Source organism: Streptomyces sp. Ag82_O1-12, from assembly GCF_900182715.1.
Taxonomy (GTDB): domain Bacteria; phylum Actinomycetota; class Actinomycetes; order Streptomycetales; family Streptomycetaceae; genus Streptomyces; species Streptomyces massasporeus.
On record NZ_FXUW01000001.1, the window covers coordinates 807,187 to 827,376 of the forward strand.

Sequence of the window (20,190 nt, forward strand, 5' to 3'; positions counted from 1 at the left end):
CCGACGGACGGTCAGTCGTCGGTGAGCATCCTCGCCAGCACCGCGCGCTGCACGGGAAGCACCTCGCCGTGCAGCGCGCGCCCCTTCGCCGTGAGGCAGACCTTCACGCCGCGCCGGTCCTCGGAGCACATGCCGCGCTCGACGAGGCCCTCCTTCTCCAGCCGGGCGATCAGCCGCGACAGCGCGCTCTGGCTCAGATGGACCCGCTCGGAGATCTCCTGGACGCGGTAGGACGGCGTGCCCTTCGGCGTCCGGCATCCGGCGAGGACGTCGAGCACCTCGAAGTCGCTGGCGCACAACCCGTGGCCGTGCAGCGCTCGGTCGAGCTCGCACTGGGTCCGCGCGTGCAGCGCCAGAATGTCCCGCCACTGTTCCACGAGCGCCTGCTCGGCCTGCTGAGCCATGCGCCGCACCGTAACAGAGAACCGAGATTGTTGCACCTGAATTAAATGCGCTTGCATTTCATGCATGCGCATGTAGTGTCCGGGGTATGACCTCTCCGCTCATCTCCCCCACGTCCGACGGGCGTTGGACGCCACGGCTCTGGGGCACCCTGCTCGTGCTCTGCGCCGCGATGTTCCTGGACGCCCTGGACGTGTCCATGGTCGGCGTCGCCCTGCCGTCCATCGGCGCCGACCTCGGCCTGTCGACCTCGGCGCTGCAATGGATCGTCAGCGGCTACATCCTGGGCTACGGCGGTCTGCTGCTGCTCGGTGGACGCGCCGCCGACCTGCTGGGCCGGCGTCAGGTCTTCCTGGTGGCCCTGGGCGTCTTCGCGCTCGCCTCGCTGCTCGGCGGGCTCGTCGACTCGGGGCCGCTGCTCATCGCCAGCCGCTTCATCAAGGGCCTGAGCGCGGCCTTCACGGCGCCCGCCGGCCTGTCGATCATCACCACGACGTTTCCCGAAGGCCCGCTGCGCAACCGCGCCCTGGCCATCTACACCACCTGCGGCGCCACCGGCTACTCGATGGGGCTGGTCTTCTCCGGCCTGCTCACGGAGGCCAGTTGGCGGCTCACCATGCTCCTGCCCGCCCCCATCGCGCTCATCGCCCTGCTCGTGGGCCTGAAGCTGCTGCCGCGCACCGAGCGCGAGCGCGGCCAGGGCGGCTACGACGTCCCCGGCGCCGTCCTGGGCACCGCGTCGATGCTGCTGCTGGTCTTCACCGTCGTCGAGGCGCCCGAGGTGGGCTGGGGCGCGGCCCGGACCATCCTGTCCTTCGTCACCGTGGCGGTGCTCCTCGTGGCCTTCATCGCCGTCGAGCGGCGCAGTCCCAGCCCGCTGATCCGGCTCGCCGTGCTGCGCTCGGGGCCGCAGGTGCGGGCCCAGCTGGGCGCGTTGACGTTCGTCGGCAGCTACATCGGCTTCCAGTTCCTGGTCACGCTGTACATGCAGCAGCTGCTCGGCTGGTCCGCGCTGCACACGGCCCTGGCCTTCCTTCCGGCGGGCGCGCTGGTGGCGCTGTCCGCGACCAAGGTCGGCGCCGTCATCGACCGGTTCGGCACCGCCCGGCTGATGGTGCTGGGCTTCGCCCTGATGGTCACCGGGTACGTGCTGTTCCTGCGCATCGACCTGAACCCGGTGTACGCGGCGGTGATCCTGCCGACGATGCTGCTGGTCGGCTCCGGCTTCGCGCTGACCTTCCCGTCGCTCAACGTCCAGGCCACCAACGGTGTCGACGAACACGAGCAGGGCATGGTCTCCGGGTTGCTCAACACCTCCGTCCAGGTCGGCGGCGCGATCTTCCTCGCCGTGGTGACGGCGGTGGTGACCGCGAACTCCCCCGAGGGCACCCACCCCTCGCCGCAGGCCGTGCTCGACAGCTACCGGCCCGGTCTGGTGGTCGTGACGCTCGTCGCCCTCGCCGGTCTGCTGATCACCCTCACGGGCCTGCGCCCCCGCCGGGACCGGCCGTCCGGGCCGTCCGTCGTGGTCGCCAAGTCCACCCCCAAGGAGGCGGAGCGCGTCGCCGTGCGCGACTAGCGCGACCCGGGGGACGCCTCCGGCCGTGCGCCCGGCGGGCTGCCTTGCCCGCCGGGCGCACCCCTGCTTGACTCACCGTATGACCAGTCACGGGGGACGGCGCAGTCAGGCCGAACGCGACGCGATCACCGTCGAGATCGGGTACGCGCTGTGCAGCGCGGCCTTCGCCGCGGCGGTGGTGTTCGGGGCCGTGGCCGGGCCCGCGTTGCTCTTCGACCTGCCGGACATGGCCGCGCACCTGCTGCTGCGCGCCGGGGTGGTGCTCGCTCCGGTCCTCTTCGTCGCGCGGGTCGTCAGTGTCCTCGTCCGGTTCCGGACGGCGGATCAGCCCAGCCAGCCCGGCCGCACCAACCCCGACTCGTAGGCGAGCACGACCAGTTGGGCCCGGTCGCGGGCGCCGAGCTTCACCATCGTGCGACTGACGTGGGTCTTCGCGGTGAGCGGGCTGACGACCAGGCGGCGGGCGATCTCCTCATTGGACAGGCCGATCCCGACCAGCGCCATCACCTCCCGCTCCCGCTCGGTGAGCCGGGCCAGGGCTCCGGCCGCCGCCGGTTCCTTGGAGCGGGACGCGAACTCGGAGATCAGCCGCCGGGTCACGCCCGGCGACAGCAGCGCGTCGCCCGCGACCACCGCCCGGACGGCGCGCAGGAGTTCCTCCGGCTCGGTGTCCTTGACCAGGAAGCCGGAGGCGCCGGAGCGGATCGCCTCGAAAACGTACTCGTCGAGCTCGAAGGTGGTGAGCATGACGACCCTGACGTCCTCCAGGTGGGGATCGCCGGTGACCTGCCGGGTCGCGGCCAGGCCGTCGAGGGCGGGCATGCGGATGTCCATCAGGACGACGTCGGGGCGCAGTTCGCGGATCCGGCGCACGGCCTCCTCGCCGTCGGCGGCCTCCCCGGCCACCTCGATGTCGGGCTGCGCGTCGAGCAGCGCCCGGAACCCCGCCCTCACCAGTGACTGGTCGTCGGCCAGCAGTACGCGGATCAACGGTCCTCCTGTGTCGGGCTCGTCGGCCCCCCGGGGGATGTGCCGGCGGATGCCGTCAGCGGCAGCACGGCGAGCACCCGGAACCCTCCGTCCGGGCGGGGGCCCGCCTCGATGGTGCCACCCAGGGCCGCGGCCCGCTCCCGCATCCCGGCGAGGCCGTTGCCACTGCCGCCGGCGTCGTCCCCGGTCGCGGGCCCGTCGTCGTCCACGCGCAGCCGCAGCACGCCCGCATCGGACGCGAGGTGCACGCGCGCGTGCCGCGAACCCGAGTGCCGTACGACGTTGGTCAGGGCCTCCTGGACGATTCGGAAGGCGGCGAGGTCGGTGCCGGGCGCGAGGCGCGGCGGCTCCCCCTCGACGTCCACCGTGAGGCCCGCGCTCCCGGCCTGCTCCACCAGCTCGGGCAGCCGGTCGAGGCCGGGCGCGGGGGCGCGCGGCGCGTCACCGGGGGTGCGCAGGGTGTCGAGCACCTGGCGCACCTCGCCGAGCGCCTCCTTGCTCTGGTCCTTGATCGTGGTGAGGGCCGTGCGGGCCTGCTCGGGGTCGGTGTCGAGGAGTGCGAGGCCGACTCCGGCCTGCACGTTGATGACGGAGATGCTGTGGGCGAGGACGTCGTGCAGCTCCCGCGCGATCCGCAGCCGTTCCTCGTCGGCCCGCCGCCGCGCGGCCTCGGCCCGTTCGGCCCGTTCCCGGACCCACTGTTCGCGCCGGACGCGGAACAGCTCCGACACCGCCGCGATCGCCACGACCCAGGTGGCGACCACGATCTCCTCGCCCCAGGAGGCGGCCAAGTCGCCGGACGGTGGCAGCCACCGGAAGAGCCAGTGCGCCACCAGGACGTGTCCGGCCCAGAGCATGGCCATCGCGGCCCACGCCGCCCGGCGGTGCCCGGCGACGATCGCGCTGAAGCAGGCGAGGGCGACGGTGAAGAGCACCGGCCCGTAGGGATACCCGGCCCCCAGGTAGACCATGACAGCGGCCGCCGTGCCGAACACCACGGCCACCGGATACCGCTTCCGCCACAGCAGCAGCCCGCCGGCCACCAGCAGCAGCGCCCGCGCGAAGAGATCCAGCTGCGCCCGCTCGCCCTGCTGCCCGTGGGCGGCGAAGTTCGACCCGATCAGGACGAACGCGGTCACGAGGACCGTGGACCGCCACGGCCATCGCGGCTCGCGCCCCTCCCACCGGTCCCACCACGCGGGCCCGTGCCGCCACCACCGCGGCGAACCGCCCCGCGCCCGCTGTTCGTCCATACCGGCCACGCTAGACGCCACGCTCCCGCGGCCGCGTCACCCCGGCGTGGTGATCACGCGTACTCCCCGGGAAGTACGCCCGTTCACCGGGCCGGTGGCCTACGGGGAGGTGGGAACCAGCCCGACCCCTCGGGCGAGTTGCCCCGCCGCGTGCCGGAAGAACGTCTCCCGGTCCTCCACCACCCGGTTGAACTGGCCGAACAGCTCGAAGCCGACCAACCCGTAGAGCTGCGCCCAGGCCGCGACGAGTGCCGTCACGACCGCCGGGGGGAGGTCGGGGGCGAGGTCGGCGGCCATGCGTTCGGCCTCCGGCCGGAGGTCGTCCGGAGGCGAGGGAAGGGCGAGACCAGGACCCTGGTGGACGTCGCGGGCGATGCCGATGAGCAGGAGTCCGACGCGGGCGGCGGCCGGGACGGTGGCGTCGGGGGCCGTGTAGCCGGGGACGGGCGATCCGTAGATCAGCGCGTACTCGTGCGGATGCTCCAGCGCCCAGCCGCGTACCGCCTCGCAGACCGTGATCCAGCGTTCGAGGGGGCCGGCCGCCGGCTCGTGGGCCGCCTCGGCGCTCTCACCGAGGGAGTCGTAGGCGTCGATGATGAGGGCGGTGAGCAGGTCGTCACGGCTGGGGAAGTAGCGGTACAGCGCGGAGGAGACCATGCCGAGCTCACGGGCCACGGCCCGCAGCGAGAGCCGGGCGGCGCCCTCCGCCGCGAGCTGTCTGCGGGCCTCGTCCTTGATGGCCGCGGTGACTTCGATCCTGGCCCGGGCACGGGCGCCGTGTGCGGTGCTCATGCCGAGCAGTCTCCCATGGAAGAAGAGCAGTGCACACAAAAGAGAGCGGTGAACACATTCGAGAGCAGTGCTCTTGCTTTGACGCACGGCCCCGTGCAGACTGACACCAGAGCGAGAGCGGTGCTCACAGAAGAGAGCACCGCTTCGCCGCCACCCGAGGGGGCCCATGTCCACGCACGTCCAGAAGCCCGGCTGGTTCACCGTCAACGTTCTCAATCCCTTCGTGGCGTGGCTGACCCGCCGCGGCGTCAGCGTCTGGGGCTCCCGCGTCCTCGCCGTCCGCGGCCGCAAGAGCGGCCAGTGGCGCACCACCCCGGTCAACCTGCTGACCCTGGACGGCAGGCAGTACCTGGTCGCACCCCGAGGCCATGTGCAGTGGACGCACAACATGCGCGCCGCGGGCGGCGGCGAGCTGCACCTCGGCAAGCACGTGGACCCCTTCACCGCGGCCGAGGTGGCCGACGACGACAAGACCCCGATCCTGCGCGCCTACCTCAAGCGCTGGAAGGCGGAGGTCGGGGTCTTCTTCAACGGGGTCGGCCCCGATTCCCCGGACGACGAGCTGCGCCGCATCGCCCCGGACCACCCCGTCTTCGAGATCACTCGGACGAGCTGACCTCCGCGGCCGCGGAGGGACGGCGGTCCATCGCGGCCAGGGCACGCTGGGCGATCGGATACGTGCGGACGATCTCGCCCAGCGACGTCGAGCCCTGCGTGATCTCCTTGAACGCCCTCCACGCGGGGCGCAGGCCCGTCAGCGCCGCGTGGAACAGCCCGGGACGGCGCTCGAACGCCGTGAGCAGCCGCTTGCCGACGCTCATCTCCACCCCGAGCCCGGCCTTGACCGCGAACGCGTAGTTGAGAGCCTGCCGGCGCGTGTCCACGGCGTCGTGCGCCTCGGCGATCCGCACCGCCCACTCCCCCGCCAGCCGGCCGGACCGCAGCGCGAAGGAGATGCCCTCGCGGGTCCACGGCTCCAGCAGCCCCGCCGCGTCACCGCACACCAGCACCCGCCCGCGGGAGAGCGGCGAGTCGTCGGCGCGGCAGCGGGTCAAGTGCCCCGAGGAGATGCTCGGTTCGAAGCCGGCGAGGCCCAGCCTGCCGATGAACTCCTCCAAGTACCGCTTCGTGGCGGCGCCTTCGCCACGGGCCGAGATCACCCCGACCGTCAGGGTGTCGCCCTTGGGGAAGACCCAGCCGTAACTGCCGGGGATGGGGCCCCAGTCGATGAGCACCCGGCCCTTCCAGTCCTCGGCGACGGTCTCCGGCACCGGGATCTCCGCCTCCAGGCCGAGATCCACCTGGGCGAGCTTGACCCCGACATGCGCCCCTATGCGGCTGGCGCTGCCGTCCGCGCCGACGACGGCCCGGGCGAGCACGACCTCGCCGCCCTGCAGGACCACGGCGACCGTGCGCCGGTCCGGCACCGTCGAGCCGTGCTGCTCGACCCGCTGGACCGTGACACCTGTGCGCAGCTCGGCGCCCGCCTTCTGCGCGTGCTCGACGAGTTGCTGGTCGAACTCGGGCCGGTTGATCAGCCCGAAGAGCATCTGCCTGGAACGGCGCGTGCGGGTGAAGCGGCCGTTGTTCGAGAAGGTCACCGCGTGCACCCGGTCCCTGAGCGGCAGCTCGAAGCCGGGCGGCAGGGCGTCGCGCGAGGGGCCGATGATGCCGCCGCCGCACGTCTTGTACCGCGGCAGCTCGGCCTTCTCCAGCAACAGCACGCGTCTGCCGGCCACTGCCGCCGCGTACGCGGCCGAAGCGCCCGCGGGTCCCGCGCCCACCACGACGACGTCCCACACCTGCCGCGCGTCGTCCGCCGAAGAGTTCTCGCTGCTCACGATGGTCTACTGCTCCCGATCAAGCCGCCTGCCGCTGTCTCCCGCATCCTACGGCGGCGGTCACCGCAGGCCGCTGTGGGAGGATCGGCAGCGTGGGTGGCCCTTACACGGGGCCGCGCCCACACCACACGATCACCGCGTACCGAGAGGTACGCATCCGTACAACGTCGCACCCACGAGGAGCGTGCCCATGTCGTCGAATCCGGTCGCCGAGACCGTCGCCTCGCTGATGCCCAGGGCGAAGGAGGAGCTCGCCGAACTGGTGGCCTTCCAGTCGGTGGCGGACTTCGACCAGTTCCCCAGGAGCGAGAGCGAGGGCGCCGCCCGCTGGGTCGCGGACGCGCTCGCCGCCGAGGGTTTCCAGGACGTGGCCCTGCTCGACACCCCCGACGGCACACAGTCGGTCTACGGCTTTCTGCCCGGCCCGAAGGGCGCGAAGACCGTCCTGCTCTACGCCCACTACGACGTGCAGCCGCCGCTGGACGAGGCCGCCTGGACGACCCCGCCGTTCGAGCTGACGGAGCGGAACGGCCGCTGGTACGGGCGCGGGGCCGCCGACTGCAAGGGCGGCCTGATCATGCACCTGCTGGCGCTGCGCGCGCTCAAGGCGAACGGCGGCGTGCCCGTCCACGTGAAGGTGATCGCCGAGGGCTCCGAGGAGATGGGCACGGGCGGCCTGGAGCGGTACGCCGAGGAGCACCCGGAGCTGCTGGCGGCGGACACGATCGTGATCGGCGACGCGGGCAACTTCCGGGTCGGCCTGCCGACCGTCACCTCCACCCTGCGCGGCATGACCATGGTGCGCGTCCAGGTCGACACGCTCGCGGGCAACCTCCACTCGGGCCAGTTCGGCGGTGCCGCTCCCGACGCGCTCGCCGCGCTGATCCGCGTGCTGGACTCGCTGCGCGCCGAGGACGGCTCGACGACCGTCGAGGGGCTCTCCGGTGACACGGGCTGGGAAGGGCTCCAGTACGAGGAGGAGCAGTTCCGCCGGGACGCCAAGGTGCTCGACGGCGTCGAACTGATCGGCTCCGGGACGGTCGCCGACCGCATCTGGGCGCGGCCGGCCGTCACGGTCATCGGCATCGACTGCCCGCCGGTGGTCGGCGCCACCCCGTCCGTGCAGGCGAGCGCCCGTGCGCTGATCAACCTGCGGGTGCCGCCGGGGGTGGACGCGGGCGCGGCGACCAAGCTGCTCCAGGCGCACCTGGAGGCGCACACGCCGTGGGGTGCCCGGCTGAGCACCGAGCAGATCGGCGAGGGGCAGCCGTTCCGCGCCGACACCACCAGCCCGGCGTACCAGGCCATGGCGGCCGCGATGGCGGTCGCCTACCCGGGGCAGGAGATGCAGTACGCGGGGCAGGGCGGTTCGATCCCGCTGTGCAACACGCTGGCCGCGCTCTATCCGCGTGCCGAGATCCTGCTCATCGGGCTGAGCGAGCCGGAGGCCCAGATCCACGCGGTGAACGAGAGCGTGTCGCCCGAGGAACTGGAGCGGCTGTCGGTGGCGGAGGCGCTGTTCCTGCGCACCTACGCGGCGAGCTGACCGCTCTGCCCGCAGCAGAAGGCCCTCGTCCTCGGACGGGGGCCTTCCCTACGGTCGTCCCATGGACGTCATCGAAGTGTCCCCCCGCCTGCACCTGCTGCGCTTCCCGGTCGGCCAGGCCTACCTCTGGCGCGACGGCGGCGAACTCACCCTGGTCGACGCGGGGCCGGCCGGTTCCGGCGCCCCGATCGCCGAGGCGGTGACCGCCCTCGGCCGGCGTCCCCGGGACGTACGGCGGATCGTGCTCACCCACTTCCACGAGGACCACGCGGGCGGGGCGGGCGAGTTCGCCGCGCTGAGCGGCGCCGAGGTGCTGGTCCACCGGCTCGACGCGCCGTTCGTGCGCGGGGACCTGCCGGGCCCGCCGCCGGTGTTCGAGGACTGGGAGCGGCCGCTGCACGAGCAGGCGGCGACGTTCCTGCCCGAGGGGGACTTCGCCCGTCCGCCGCGGCTCACCGAGGTGTCCGGCGGTGAGGTGCTGGACATCGGCGGCGGGGCGCGGATCGTGCATGTCCCGGGGCACACGCACGGCAGCATCGCGCTTCATCTCCCGGAACACGGGGTGCTGTTCACGGGCGACACGGTCGCCGCGTCCCCCGTCGACGGCACGGTGATGCCGGGGGTGTTCAACCTCGACCGCCCGCAGGTCCTCGCGGCCTGCCGGCTCCTGGCCGAACTGGACGCGGATGTGGCCTGCTTCGGTCACGGAGCCCCGGTGACGAGTCGGGCGGGCCGCGCGCTGCGGAACGCGGCGCGCGGGTGATCCACCCCGTGGGTGACCCGCTCTAGTCGAGGGCCGGGTCCAGGACGATGTCCTCCTCGCGGGCGGTGAGGGACGGTTGCTCGGGGAAGTGGCAGGCGGTCAGGTGGCCCGAGGGGCTGCCCTCGACGCGCACGAGTCGCGGTTCCTCCAGGGCGCACTTCTCCTGTGCCTTCCAGCAACGGGTGCGGAAGCGGCAGCCGGAGGGCGGGTCGATCGGGGAGGGCACGTCGCCGGCGAGCCGGATGCGTTCGCGCCGGTCGACGGCGTCCGGGTCGGCCTCGGGCACGGCGGACAGCAGTGCGTGCGTGTAGGGGTGCCGGGGCCCGGTGTACAGCGACTCCCGCTCGGCGACCTCGACGATCTTGCCGAGGTACATCACGGCGACCCGTTCGGAGAAGTGCCGTACGACGGCGAGGTCGTGGGCGATGAAGACGAACGCGATGCCGAACTCCCGCTGGAGGTCCTGGAGCAGGTTGACGACCTGCGCCTGGATGGAGACGTCCAGCGCGGAGACGGGTTCGTCGGCCACGATCAGCTTAGGTCGCAGGGCCAGGGCGCGGGCGATGCCGATGCGCTGGCGCTGTCCGCCGGAGAACTCGTTCGGGTAGCGGTTGTAGTGCTCGGGGTTGAGGCCGACCGTCTCCAGGAGTTCCTGGGCGCGCTTCTTGTGGCCCTGGGGCGGGTTGACGCCGTTGAGCCGCATCGGCGTCTCGATGATGGTGCCGACGGTGTGCCGGGGATTCAGCGAGGAATACGGGTCCTGGAAGATCATCTGGAGGTTGCGGCGGGCCTGACGCATCCGCCCGGGCGGCTGGTGCGTGATGTCCTCGCCGTCGAAGACGACGCAGCCGCCGGTGGGTTCGAGCAGCCGGGTGATCAGGCGGCCCGTGGTCGACTTGCCGCAGCCGGACTCGCCGACCAGGCCCAGCGACTCGCCGGGTCCGACCGAGAAGTCGATGCCGTCGACGGCCCGGACGGCCCCGATCTGCCGCTGGAAGATGATGCCCTGGCGGATGGGGAAGTGCTTCCGCAGACCGCGTACCTCCAGGAGGCTGTCGCCGGCTGCGCGGTCGGTGCTCTGCCCGGTGAGGGGCTCGGTGGTGCTCACGGCATGGTCCCTTTCGTCCGCCGCCGTCACTGCGCGGCCCGTGCGGCCGCGGTGCCCCGGTCGTCCGGACCGGCCCCGACGCGGATCTCGTGTTTGGCGTCGTCGCTGAGATGGCACGCGGCGAGGTGCCGTTCGCTGCCGGAGACGAGACGCAGCTCGGGCCGCTCCGCCGTGCAACGGCCCTGAGGCACCCAGCCCTTGTAGGCGCAGCGGGGGTGGAAGGAGCAGCCGTCCGGCAGGTTGATCAGGCTCGGCGGGGTGCCGGGGATCGGGTCGAGCCGCTCGCCGACGTCGCCGTTGAGGTGTGGCATCGACTGCAACAGGCCCCAGGTGTAGGGGTGCTGGGGCTGCTTGAGCACGTCGCGGGTGGTGCCGTACTCGATGCGGCGGCCGCCGTACATCACCAGGATGTCGTCGGCGACGTCGGAGACCACGCCGAGGTCGTGCGTGATGATGACGACGGCCGAACCGAACTCCTGCTGGAGGTCGCGGATCAGGTCCAGGATCTGCGCCTGGACGGTGACGTCCAGGGCGGTGGTGGGCTCGTCGGCGATCAGCAGCTCCGGGTCGCACACCAGGGACATGGCGATCATGGCGCGCTGGCGCATGCCGCCGGAGAACTGGTGCGGGTAGTCCCTGACCCTGCGCTCGGGCTGCGGGATGCCGACCCGCTTCAGCATCTCCACCGCGCGGTCCCTGGCCTCCTTCTTGGAGACCTTGTGGTGCACCCGGTAGGCCTCGGCGATCTGGGATCCGACGGTGAAGAAGGGGTGCAGCGCGGAAAGCGGGTCCTGGAAGATCATGGAGACGGTGCGGCCGCGCAGGTCGCGCATCCCGGCCTCGGGCAGGGCGACGAGTTCCCGGCCGTCCAGCCAGATCTCGCCGGAGACCCGGGCGCGGGTGCCCTTGTGCAGTCCGAGCAGGGCCAGTGAGGTCACCGACTTGCCGGATCCGGACTCGCCGACGATGCCGAGGGTCCTGCCCTTCTCCAGGGTGAAGGAGACGCCGTCGACCGACTTGACGAGGCCGTCCTCGGTCGGGAAGTGCACCTTCAGGTCGCGTACGTCGAGGAAGGGTGCGGGCGCGGGTGCGACGTCCGCGGGCTGCGGTGAGGTCGATACGGACACGGGTGTTCCTAAGGACGAGGAAGGGCTCAGGCGAGGCGCACGCGCGGGTCGACGAGGCCGTAGACCAGGTCGACGACGACGTTGGCGATGACGACGAACGTCGCGGCGAAGAGCGTGGTGCCGAGGATGACCGGCAGGTCGGAGTTCTGGACGGAGTCGACCGCGAGTTTGCCGATGCCGTTGATGCCGAACACCGACTCGGTGATGACCGCGGAGCCGCCGATCAGGGAGCCGACGTCCATGCCGAAGATGGTGATGATCGGGGTGATGGCGGCCCGCAGTCCGTGCTTGAGGACGACGGTGGCGGCCGGCAGGCCCTTGGCGCGGGCGGTGCGCATGTAGTCCTCGGCGAAGACCTCCAGCATGGAGGAGCGGGTGAGCCGGGTGTACATCGCGAGGTAGACGATGACCAGGGTGGTCCACGGCAGGATCAGCCCCTGGAACCAGCCGGCCGGGTCCTCGGTGATCGGCGTGTAGCCGGAGGTCGGCAGGAGCTGGAAGTTGTCGACGAAGAGGTAGAGCAGCAGCAGACCGATGAAGTAGATCTGCACCGACACGCCGAACAGGGCGACTCCGACCGCGGCCTTGTCGGCGGCCCTGCCCCGGCGTACCGCGGCGACGGTACCGAGGCCGACGCCCAGGACCAGGAAGGCCACCGCGGCACCGAGGCCGAGGGAGAGGTCGGCCGGGAAGTCCTGGAGCAGGGTGGTCAGGACAGGGGTGTCGGTCTGGAAGGAGACGCCGAGGCAGGGCGCGCCGCAGTGGATGCGGACGCTCTGGTCGCCGAAGACACGGCCGGCGAACAGCCCCTTGAGGAACTCCCAGTACTGCGTGAGGTAGCTCTGGTCCAGGCCCAGCGAGTGCTTGATCTCCGCGAGGCGCGAGGGCGAGCAGGTCTTTCCGCAGGCCAGGAGTGCGGGGTCGGACGGCAGTGCGAAGAAGATGAAGAAGGTGATCGTGGTGATCACCAGCATGATCACGGCCGCTGCCAGCAGGCGTCTGATGAGGTAACGAAACATGGGGTGCCGGGACCTGACGTGAGTGGGATGCCCGCCGGCGGCCGGGGCCGCCGGCGGGGTGTGGTGGAGACGGTTCCGTCAGTGCTTGATGGAGACGTGGACCAGGCTCGGCTCGGCCAGGATCGTGTCCGAGATGACCCCGCCGACCTTGGAGCCGGACATGTCGCTGAAGTTCATGTACATCAGCGGAACCACGGCGGCGTCCTTGAGGATCTGCTCGTCCATCTGCCCGTAGGTGGCGTTGCGCTGGGCGACGTCGGTCATCTTGGCGGCCTTGTCGATCAGGACGTTGACCTTCGGGTCGTTCAGGTAGGAGAGGTCCTGGTTCGACTGCGGGTTCTTCTTGATCAGCCGGCCGTCGAAGAGGGTGGGCAGCACCGTGGAGGCGTTGGGCCAGTCGGCGATCCAGTCGCCCCAGGTCAGGTCGTACTGGTTCTTGGTGTTGTTGACGGTGCTGAAGTAGTTCGACGCGTCGATCGGGGAGATGTTGACGTGGATGCCGATGTGCTCCAGCGAGGTCTTCACGGCGTCGGCGAAGTGCTCCTCGGTGGGGGTGTTCTCCACGGCGATCGACATGGTCGGCTTCGGGTTGCCCGCCTGCTTCATCAGCTCCTTCGCCTTGGCGAGGTTCCCCGCCGGGTTGGCGCTGTACAGGTTGAACTTCTGGTAGCCGCCGATGCCGGGGCTCAGCATGGTGGTGGCGTAGTCGCCGTAGGCGGAGCCGCCGAAGGCACCGCGCACGGTGGTCTTGTCGATGGCGTACTCGATCGCCTCGCGGACGTGGATGTCCTTGACGCGGGTGGTGTTGATCGCGAGGTAGTTGATGCCCGGCGCGGCAATCTTGTAGTAACGGCTCTTCAGGGACGGGTCGCCCGCGAGCTGCGCCAGGTCGGATCCGGCGATGGGCCACTGCTGGATCGAGGTCTGGGCGGTGCCGGCGTCGGCCTTGATCTGCTGGTCGATGGCGGACTCGTCCTGGCCGAACCTGACGTCGATGCCGTCGACGTTCTGCTGCCGGATCGGGTCGGTGGCCTGGGACCAGTGCGTGTTGCGGGTGAGGACGAGTTCCTTGTTCTTGGTGTACGACTTGATCATGTACGGCCCGTCGGACCAGACCTTGGTGTCGTAGGTCGAGCCGGTGTCGTGGGCCTTGGGCACGGCGGACCAGCCGGTCATCGTGGTGGTCTCGTTGAAGTCGGCCACCGGCTGCTTCAGGTGGAAGACGATCGTGTACGTGTCCGGCGTCTGGATGGAGTCGAGTTGCTTGCCCTGGTAGGGGCCCTTGTAGTCGGAGCCGCCGACGAGCCACTGGGCCGCGTAGGGAGGGCCGCCGTTGATGTCGGAGGAGAAGCCGCGCTCGACGCCGTACTTGACGTCCTGCGCGGTGACCTCGGTGCCGTCCTGGTACTTGACGCCGTGCCTCAGGTGGAAGGTCCAGACGGTGGCGCCCTTGCTCGGCGTTCCGGTGTCGGTGGCCAGGTCGCCGACCAGCTTCGGCTTCGAGCCGCTCTCGTCCCAGCCCGTCAGGGTCCGGAGGATCTCCTGGTCCATGCTCTGGCCCTCGGTCGTATAGACGCGCTGGGGGTCCAGGTGGTCGAAGTCGGCCTTGTTCAGGACGGTGAGGGTGCCGCCCTTGCCGGGGGTGCCGCTGCCGCTGTCGCTGGAGGACCCTCCGCATGCGGTGGCTCCGAGGGCGATCACCACGGCGGTTGCCGCGAGAGCGACCGTACGGGATCTGCGCGTTCTGCGCGTCATGGGGGAAACTCCGTTCTTGCTACGGGATCGGCGGCCGTTCGTGGGACCGCCGGGCCGAAAACTCCGGGGTGGCTCGTCAGCCGCGCCGGGCTCGGGGGTCCAGGGCGTCCCGGACGCCGTCCCCGAGCAGGTTGAGCGCCAGGACCAGCAGGAGGAGCAGGACGCCGGGCACGAAGAGGTACATCGGGTCCTGGAGGAAGAACTGGGAGGCGTCCGACAGCACGGCTCCCCAGTCGGGGTTGGGCGGGATGACACCGACGCCCAGGTACGACAGCGCCGCCTCGGTGGTGATGTTCTGCGGGACGGCGAGCGCGAAGGAGATCAGGATCGGCGCCCACAGGTTGGGCAGCAGCTGGCGGAAGAGGATGTGCAGGCGTCCGGCGCTCATCAGCCGCGCGGCGTCGACGAACTCCCGTTCGCGCAGGGACAGTACCTGCCCGCGCACCAGCCGGGCGGTGTACGCCCAGGCGAAGACCGCGATGTTGAGGACCAGGACGAGCAGCCGGAGGTTCTCGTCGGTGCCGCCGTGGGTGTTGGTCTGGAGCGCGTTCTGGATCACCGGGGTGAGCGCGATGATGAACAGCAGCTGGGGGAACGCCAGCATCACGTCCATGGTCCGGGACAGCAGGGAATCGACCCAGCCGCCGAAATAGCCGGCGGCGAGCCCGGCCACGACTCCGACCGCGGTGGACAGTACGGCCGAGGCGAATCCCACGTAGAGGGAGGTGCGCAGGCCGTAGACGATGCGGGCGAACAGGTCGTAGCCGGTGCCCGGTTCGACGCCGAGCAGGTGCTCGGCGCTGATACCGCCCAGCGATCCATAGGGGAAATTGCCCGTGTCCGGATTGATCGCCTTGTTGTCGGGGGTGATCGGTCCCCAGCCGGTCACCGCGGTGAGGACCGGCGCGAGGAGCGCGATCGTGATGAACAGGAGGGTGGCCACCAGAGCGGCCGTGGTGACCTTGTCCCGCCTGATCCGCCGCCAGGCCATCCGGGCCGGTGAGCGGCCGGCGACAACCGTGCCGCCGGGTCTGGAGTCCTGCGTCGACGGCTCGGTCAGCAGCGCGGTGCCGCCGCCGGTGTCGACCGGCTGGTGTTGCGTGGTCATCGTACGGACATCCCGGATCTGCCCCTGGGGCAAGGAAATTGGGTGGCGGTCGTTGCTTCCGCCATGAGACTCTGCGGACTTTCGCAACGGCGTGCGAGTCCGGTCAAGCCGCGCAGGGGCGAGAAAAGGGATTGTTTGCGGACATGGAAAAGTGTTGACGAGAGTGGGGAATGCGATTACCCGCCGCGTGAGTGTTCGCGGGAGATTCCTTGGGCAGCGATTGGCCGTACCCCGGGGGCCGTTTCCTTTTGCTTTTCCCTCGGAATCTCCCGCGCCGGGTAAAGGGCGCGCGCGGCGGGCCTGGTGTCAGCCGACCGGCACCCCGGCCTCCAGATAGAGCGCCGCTCCGCGTTCGCGGGCCCGCAGGGCCCAGCGCAGCCGCTCGTAGCGCACCGGGGGCAGCAGGTCGGCGGCCTCCTCCTCGGTGACGAACCGCCAGGCGCGCAGCTCCGGGCCGGGCAGCAGCAGTCTGCCCGCCTCGGCGGAGCGCAGGAGGCCGCCGTCGAAGAGGAGCCGCAGTCCGCCGAACCCGGGGGGTGCGGGGCGCTCCCAGTCCACGACGAGCAGGCTCGGCACCTCGTCGAGGCTGATGCCGGTCTCCTCGGCGACCTCGCGGATCCCGGCGCGCGCGGGAGCCTCCCCGGGTTCGACGACGCCGCCGGGGAACTCCCAGCCGGCCTTGTACGTGGGGTCGACGAGCAGCACCCGGTCCTGCTCGTCGAAGAGGAGCACTCCGGCGGCGACGGTCTCGGCGGTGGGCTCGGGCGTCTGCACGATGTCGCAGACCGGCACAGTACCGCCGGCGACGGCCTCGGCGATCTTGACGGCCGTCTCGTACGGCGTGAGGTCGCTGGTGTCGACGGGATGGGCGTCGGCGGTGAGCCAGGAGGCGAGAGCGGCTCGGTACGGCTCGATGTGGTCGAAGGACCACTGGCGTATTCGCATGTCGCCGTCGGGGAGGTCGCGCGGGACCTCACGGCCCGCTATGCGCTCCCGCAGTATCGTTTCGGCCGGAGCGAGCAGGATGTGGCTGACCGGGATCCTGCGCGCGGCCAGGCCGCCGAAGATCTCGTCGCGGTACTCCTGGCGCAGCAGGGTCATGGGGACGACGAGGGTCCCGCCGAGCTCGGCGAGCATCGCGGCCGCCGTGTCGATCACGAGCCGTCGCCAGATCGGCAGGTCCTGGAAGTCGCCGACCTCGGCGAGGCGTTTCGGCGGCAGCAGGTGGGCGAGCGCGCCGCCGATGACCTCCGGGTCGAAGAGCGTGCTGTTCGGGATCAGTTCGATCAGTTCCCGTGCGGTGGTGGTCTTCCCCGCACCGAACGCGCCGTTGATCCAGACGACGGTCACAGGTCCCCCTCTTCTGTTGGCCCCCTGAGGCTTGCCCGCTCCACCCTGCCATGAAAACCAGCCGCAGTTGAGGGCGCATGACGACGGCGCCGGGCCCCCTCACGCGGGAGCGCCGGCGCCGTGGCTGTGAGGCCGTGCGGCTCGTCAGCCCTTCTTCTTCGCCTGGGCGCCGTCCTCCCGGTCCAGGGACAGGCTGTCCTTGGCGACGGTGTCGTCGAGGGTCTTGAGGGTCTCGTCGACGCTGAGGGTGCCGAGGCCCTCTCCGAGGGCCCCGAGGGCGTGGGAGGGGGTGACCGCCGCGACGACGAAGCCGGTGGCGAGGGAGGCGATGGCGAGCATGCTGCGCTTCTTCATGCCCGGCTCAACTGCCGGACCCGCCCCGGGGTCACGCCGCCGCGTACGACCGGGACGGAGCCGGCGCTACGCCGAGTCGCCGTCCCGGTCGGCCGCCCACGCTCCGGGACCGCCGCCGCGCCACTCGATCAGGCCCGTGGCCGCCACGTACGCCTCGTCCGCGTCCTCGATCCCGGCTCGCCGCAGGAACTCCGCGATGTCGAGGGGCCCGTAGGCGATACCGAGGAACTGGTCGTCCACACGGACCCGCCGTCCGCCGTCCGCGGCGGGCGGGTAGACCACGACGGGTTTCACGGACGCCATGGCACCAGGGTGCGCGGGGACGGCGCCGGCCGCGCGCCGGGATGGGCCGTTCAGCCCGCCTTCCGCGTCGGCCGGAACTCGTGGACGTCGGCGGTGAGGGTGCCGTCCTGCTGCTCGTAGTGCGACAGGGCGAGGCCGAGACCGAAGAAGGTGGGTGCCCACTCACCGACGAAGATGCCCCAGCGGTCGGCACGGGCGACACCGGTTCCTGCTTCCATCTTCCTGGAGCCCATCCAGGCGACGACGCTGAGGCCGATGGAGGCCATGCCGGCCAGGTAGGCGTGCTCGCTGCGGACGCCCATCTCATGCATCTTCTTGATGATCATCAGTGGCTCCGTTCCGTGGGGGATTCAGGAGACGGAGTGCCCTCACCGGATGCCAATATTCGCCCTATTTGTTCTCAATGTCCGACATGGCGGCCGTCAGGCCGTGAGGCGGGTCCCGGAGCACGCCGGGCGGCTCGCCTCGCGGCCGTACGGACATCCCTCAGGCGCCCACGTAGGCCGCCAGATGCTCCCCGGTCAGCGTGGAGCGGGTCTCGACGAGGTCGGCCGGGGTGCCCTCGAAGACGATCCGGCCGCCGTCGTGACCCGCACCGGGGCCGAGGTCGATGATCCAGTCGGCGTGCGCCATGACCGCCTGATGGTGCTCGATCACGATGACCGACTTGCCGGAGTCGACGAGCCGGTCGAGCAGGCCGAGCAGCTGCTCCACGTCCGCCAGGTGCAGACCGGTGGTCGGCTCGTCGAGGACGTAGACGCCGCCCTTGTCGCCCATGTGCGTGGCCAGCTTGAGGCGCTGCCGCTCGCCGCCGGACAGCGTCGTGAGCGGCTGGCCGAGGGTGAGGTAGCCGAGCCCGACGTCCGCGAGCCGCTCCAGGATCTTGTGCGCGGCCGGGGTGCGGGCCTCGCCGCTGCCGAAGAACTCCACGGCCTCGGACACCGGCATCGCCAGCACCTCGCTGATGTCGCGGCCGCCGAGGCGGTACTCCAGCACCGACGCCTCGAACCGCCTGCCCTCGCACTCCTCGCACGGGGTGGCGACGCTCTGCATGATCGCCAGGTCGGTGTAGATGACACCGGCGCCGTTGCAGGTGGGGCAGGCGCCCTCGGAGTTGGCGCTGAACAGCGCCGGCTTGACCCCGTTGGCCTTGGCGAAGGCCTTGCGGATCGGGTCGGCCAGACCGGTGTAGGTCGCCGGGTTGCTGCGCCGGGAGCCGCGGATCGGGGTCTGGTCGATCGCGACGACACCCTCTTCGGTGGGGATCGAGCCGTGCACCAGCGAGCTCTTGCCGGAGCCCGCGACACCGGTGACGACGGTGAGGACGCCGAGCGGGATGTCGACGTCGACGCCCTGGAGGTTGTTCGCCGAGGCGCCCCGGATCTCCAGCGCGCCGGTGGGCTTGCGAACCGTCGCCTTGATCTTGGCGCGGTCGTCGAGGTGCCGGCCGGTGACGGTGCCGCTGCCCCGCAGCCCTTCCAGGGTGCCCTCGAAGCAGACGGTGCCGCCCGCCGTGCCGGCGCCGGGGCCGAGGTCCACGACATGGTCCGCGATGGCGATCGTCTCGGGCTTGTGCTCCACGACCAGCACGGTGTTGCCCTTGTCGCGCAGGCGCAGCAGCAGGTTGTTCATCCGCTGGATGTCATGGGGGTGCAGGCCGATGGACGGTTCGTCGAAGACGTACGTGACGTCCGTGAGCGAGGAGCCGAGGTGGCGGATCATCTTGGTGCGCTGCGCCTCGCCGCCGGAGAGCGTGCCCGAGGCCCGGTCGAGGGAGAGGTAGCCGAGGCCGATCTCCACGAACGAGTCGAGGGTGTGCCGGAGCTTGGCGAGCAGCGGTGCCACCGACGGCTCGTCGAGTCCCCGGACCCACTCCGCGAGGTCCCGGATCTCCATCGCGCAGGCGTCGGCGATGTTCACCTTGCCGATCTTCGAGGAGCGGGCGAGCTCGCTGAGCCGGGTGCCGTCGCAGTCGGGGCACCGGCTGAAGGTGACCGCCCGGTCCACGAAGGCCCGGATGTGCGGCTGCATCGACTCTCGGTCCTTGGAGAGGAAACTCTTCTGGAGCTTGGGGATCAGCCCCTCGTAGGTGAGGTTGACCCCGTTGATCTTCACCTTGACCGGCTCGCGGTACAGGAAGTCGTGCCGCTCCTTCTTGGTGTACTCGCGGATCGGCTTCTCCTTGTCGAAGAGGCCCGACTCCGCGATGACCCGTACCACCCAGCCGTCACCGGTGTAGGTGGGGATGGTGAACGGGTCCTCGGACAGCGACTTGGAATCGTCGTAGAGCTGGGTGAGGTCGATGTCGGAGACGGTGCCCCGGCCCTCGCAGTGCGTGCACATGCCGCCGGTGCGACTGAAGGACACCTTCTCGGTCCTGGTCTTGTCGGCACCGCGGTCCACCGTGAAGCCGCCGCTCGCCGAGACCGAGGCGGTGTTGAAGGAGAAGGCGCCGGGCGGGCCGATGTGGGGCGTGCCGAGCCGGCTGAAGAGGATCCGCAGCATCGCGTTGGCGTCGGTGGCGGTGCCGACGGTGGAGCGGGGATCGGAGCCCATGCGCTGCTGGTCGACGGCGATCGCGGTCGTCAGCCCGTCCAGCACGTCGACCTCGGGCCGGGCCAGGTTCGGCATGAACCCCTGCAGGAAGGCGCTGTAGGTCTCGTTGATCAGCCGCTGCGACTCCGCCGCGATCGTGTCGAACACCAGCGAGCTCTTGCCCGAGCCGGAGACGCCGGTGAACACCGTGAGCCGGCGCTTGGGGATCTCGATGCTGACGTCCCTGAGGTTGTTCTCGCGCGCGCCGTGCACGCGGATCACGTCATGGCTGTCGGCAACGTGCGGCCCGGGCGACTGTCTGTCCGTCGTCGTGGCCTTGCTCATGGTGTCTCCATCTGTCGGGC

At 70.9% G+C, this 20,190-nt stretch carries 20 protein-coding genes; 5 read left to right on the top strand and 15 right to left on the bottom strand.

The window, feature by feature from the left end; all coding sequences use genetic code 11:
• Positions 1-11: 11 nt before the first annotated feature.
• Positions 12-404, bottom strand: a complete 393-nt coding sequence (locus QOL88_RS03775; RefSeq protein WP_097215068.1) for a MarR family winged helix-turn-helix transcriptional regulator — start codon at positions 402-404, stop codon at positions 12-14.
• 86 nt (positions 405-490) lie between these two features.
• On the opposite strand from QOL88_RS03775, the gene QOL88_RS03780 reads away from it, so the two are divergent.
• Both QOL88_RS03780 and QOL88_RS03785 read left to right on the top strand, forming a co-directional pair.
• Entirely contained in the window at positions 491-1,981 is a 1,491-nt protein-coding gene (locus QOL88_RS03780) for an MFS transporter (protein ID WP_097215069.1), read from the top strand.
• Positions 1,982-2,060: 79 nt separating this feature from the next.
• Positions 2,061-2,345, top strand: coding sequence for a DUF6332 family protein (locus tag QOL88_RS03785; RefSeq protein WP_097215070.1), 285 nt, complete (start codon positions 2,061-2,063; stop codon positions 2,343-2,345).
• Here QOL88_RS03785 and QOL88_RS03790 read toward each other — a convergent pair.
• The 3 genes from QOL88_RS03790 to QOL88_RS03800 form a co-directional block, all read right to left on the bottom strand.
• The gene (locus QOL88_RS03790) at positions 2,306-2,971 is read right to left on the bottom strand and encodes a response regulator (RefSeq protein ID WP_097215071.1); all 666 of its coding nucleotides are present in this window, start codon (positions 2,969-2,971) and stop codon (positions 2,306-2,308) included. The genes QOL88_RS03785 and QOL88_RS03790 overlap by 40 nt on opposite strands.
• Positions 2,968-4,224: a sensor histidine kinase gene (locus tag QOL88_RS03795; protein ID WP_097215072.1), complete on the bottom strand. Its 1,257-nt coding sequence runs from the start codon at positions 4,222-4,224 to the stop codon at positions 2,968-2,970. Before QOL88_RS03795 ends, QOL88_RS03790 begins: the two co-directional genes overlap by 4 nt.
• 99 nt (positions 4,225-4,323) lie before the next feature.
• On the bottom strand, positions 4,324-5,016 hold the full coding sequence (locus tag QOL88_RS03800) for a TetR/AcrR family transcriptional regulator (protein ID WP_097215073.1): 693 nt from the start codon (positions 5,014-5,016) through the stop codon (positions 4,324-4,326).
• A gap of 166 nt (positions 5,017-5,182) precedes the next feature.
• Between QOL88_RS03800 and QOL88_RS03805 the strand changes: the two genes are divergently transcribed.
• A complete protein-coding gene (locus tag QOL88_RS03805; RefSeq protein ID WP_097215074.1) occupies positions 5,183-5,632 on the top strand; it encodes a nitroreductase family deazaflavin-dependent oxidoreductase in 450 nt (149 codons plus the stop codon).
• On the opposite strand, the gene QOL88_RS03810 is transcribed toward QOL88_RS03805, so the two are convergent.
• A complete protein-coding gene (locus QOL88_RS03810; protein ID WP_097215075.1) occupies positions 5,616-6,857 on the bottom strand; it encodes a geranylgeranyl reductase family protein in 1,242 nt (413 codons plus the stop codon). The genes QOL88_RS03805 and QOL88_RS03810 overlap by 17 nt on opposite strands.
• Positions 6,858-7,047: 190 nt before the next feature.
• On the opposite strand from QOL88_RS03810, the gene QOL88_RS03815 reads away from it, so the two are divergent.
• Both QOL88_RS03815 and QOL88_RS03820 read left to right on the top strand, forming a co-directional pair.
• Entirely contained in the window at positions 7,048-8,403 is a 1,356-nt protein-coding gene (locus QOL88_RS03815; protein WP_097215076.1) for a dipeptidase, read from the top strand.
• Positions 8,404-8,464: 61 nt separating this feature from the next.
• Entirely contained in the window at positions 8,465-9,166 is a 702-nt protein-coding gene (locus QOL88_RS03820) for an MBL fold metallo-hydrolase (protein ID WP_097215077.1), read from the top strand.
• A 22-nt stretch (positions 9,167-9,188) separates the two neighbouring features.
• On the opposite strand, the gene QOL88_RS03825 is transcribed toward QOL88_RS03820, so the two are convergent.
• The 10 genes from QOL88_RS03825 to QOL88_RS03870 all read right to left on the bottom strand — a co-directional run bounded on the left by QOL88_RS03825 (position 9,189) and on the right by QOL88_RS03870 (position 20,170).
• Positions 9,189-10,274, bottom strand: a complete 1,086-nt coding sequence (locus QOL88_RS03825) for an ABC transporter ATP-binding protein (protein ID WP_097215078.1) — start codon at positions 10,272-10,274, stop codon at positions 9,189-9,191.
• A gap of 26 nt (positions 10,275-10,300) precedes the next feature.
• Positions 10,301-11,401, bottom strand: a complete 1,101-nt coding sequence (locus QOL88_RS03830; RefSeq protein WP_097215079.1) for an ABC transporter ATP-binding protein — start codon at positions 11,399-11,401, stop codon at positions 10,301-10,303.
• A 26-nt stretch (positions 11,402-11,427) separates the two neighbouring features.
• A complete protein-coding gene (locus QOL88_RS03835; RefSeq protein WP_097215080.1) occupies positions 11,428-12,420 on the bottom strand; it encodes an ABC transporter permease in 993 nt (330 codons plus the stop codon).
• Positions 12,421-12,498: 78 nt separating this feature from the next.
• Positions 12,499-14,175, bottom strand: a complete 1,677-nt coding sequence (locus QOL88_RS03840) for an ABC transporter substrate-binding protein (RefSeq protein WP_097215081.1) — start codon at positions 14,173-14,175, stop codon at positions 12,499-12,501.
• Positions 14,176-14,251: 76 nt separating this feature from the next.
• A complete protein-coding gene (locus QOL88_RS03845; RefSeq protein ID WP_097215082.1) occupies positions 14,252-15,283 on the bottom strand; it encodes an ABC transporter permease in 1,032 nt (343 codons plus the stop codon).
• A gap of 306 nt (positions 15,284-15,589) precedes the next feature.
• Entirely contained in the window at positions 15,590-16,633 is a 1,044-nt protein-coding gene (locus QOL88_RS03850; protein ID WP_097215083.1) for an NUDIX hydrolase, read from the bottom strand.
• 144 nt (positions 16,634-16,777) lie between these two features.
• Positions 16,778-16,987, bottom strand: a complete 210-nt coding sequence (locus QOL88_RS03855) for a hypothetical protein (protein ID WP_097215084.1) — start codon at positions 16,985-16,987, stop codon at positions 16,778-16,780.
• Between the two features lie 66 nt (positions 16,988-17,053).
• Positions 17,054-17,290 (bottom strand): hypothetical protein, encoded by a 237-nt coding sequence (locus tag QOL88_RS03860; protein ID WP_097215085.1) that lies wholly within the window; start codon positions 17,288-17,290, stop codon positions 17,054-17,056.
• Between the two features lie 50 nt (positions 17,291-17,340).
• A complete protein-coding gene (locus tag QOL88_RS03865) occupies positions 17,341-17,616 on the bottom strand; it encodes a hypothetical protein (protein WP_097215086.1) in 276 nt (91 codons plus the stop codon).
• A 160-nt stretch (positions 17,617-17,776) separates the two neighbouring features.
• The gene (locus QOL88_RS03870) at positions 17,777-20,170 is read right to left on the bottom strand and encodes an ATP-binding cassette domain-containing protein (RefSeq protein WP_097215087.1); all 2,394 of its coding nucleotides are present in this window, start codon (positions 20,168-20,170) and stop codon (positions 17,777-17,779) included.
• Positions 20,171-20,190 lie beyond the last annotated feature (20 nt).

What these genes read in the sequence shown, in the direction of transcription:
- QOL88_RS03775 (WP_097215068.1), bottom strand. Translation starts at nt 404, where the DNA reads ATGGCTCAGCAGGCCGAGCAGGCGCTCGTGGAACAGTGGCGGGACATT.
- QOL88_RS03780 (WP_097215069.1), top strand. Translation starts at nt 491, where the DNA reads ATGACCTCTCCGCTCATCTCCCCCACGTCCGACGGGCGTTGGACGCCA.
- QOL88_RS03785 (WP_097215070.1), top strand. Translation starts at nt 2,061, where the DNA reads ATGACCAGTCACGGGGGACGGCGCAGTCAGGCCGAACGCGACGCGATC.
- QOL88_RS03795 (WP_097215072.1), bottom strand. Translation starts at nt 4,224, where the DNA reads ATGGACGAACAGCGGGCGCGGGGCGGTTCGCCGCGGTGGTGGCGGCAC.
- QOL88_RS03800 (WP_097215073.1), bottom strand. Translation starts at nt 5,016, where the DNA reads ATGAGCACCGCACACGGCGCCCGTGCCCGGGCCAGGATCGAAGTCACC.
- QOL88_RS03805 (WP_097215074.1), top strand. Translation starts at nt 5,183, where the DNA reads ATGTCCACGCACGTCCAGAAGCCCGGCTGGTTCACCGTCAACGTTCTC.
- QOL88_RS03815 (WP_097215076.1), top strand. Translation starts at nt 7,048, where the DNA reads ATGTCGTCGAATCCGGTCGCCGAGACCGTCGCCTCGCTGATGCCCAGG.
- QOL88_RS03820 (WP_097215077.1), top strand. Translation starts at nt 8,465, where the DNA reads ATGGACGTCATCGAAGTGTCCCCCCGCCTGCACCTGCTGCGCTTCCCG.
- QOL88_RS03835 (WP_097215080.1), bottom strand. Translation starts at nt 12,420, where the DNA reads ATGTTTCGTTACCTCATCAGACGCCTGCTGGCAGCGGCCGTGATCATG.
- QOL88_RS03840 (WP_097215081.1), bottom strand. Translation starts at nt 14,175, where the DNA reads ATGACGCGCAGAACGCGCAGATCCCGTACGGTCGCTCTCGCGGCAACC.
- QOL88_RS03845 (WP_097215082.1), bottom strand. Translation starts at nt 15,283, where the DNA reads ATGACCACGCAACACCAGCCGGTCGACACCGGCGGCGGCACCGCGCTG.
- QOL88_RS03855 (WP_097215084.1), bottom strand. Translation starts at nt 16,987, where the DNA reads ATGAAGAAGCGCAGCATGCTCGCCATCGCCTCCCTCGCCACCGGCTTC.
- QOL88_RS03860 (WP_097215085.1), bottom strand. Translation starts at nt 17,290, where the DNA reads ATGGCGTCCGTGAAACCCGTCGTGGTCTACCCGCCCGCCGCGGACGGC.
- QOL88_RS03865 (WP_097215086.1), bottom strand. Translation starts at nt 17,616, where the DNA reads ATGATCATCAAGAAGATGCATGAGATGGGCGTCCGCAGCGAGCACGCC.
- QOL88_RS03870 (WP_097215087.1), bottom strand. Translation starts at nt 20,170, where the DNA reads ATGAGCAAGGCCACGACGACGGACAGACAGTCGCCCGGGCCGCACGTT.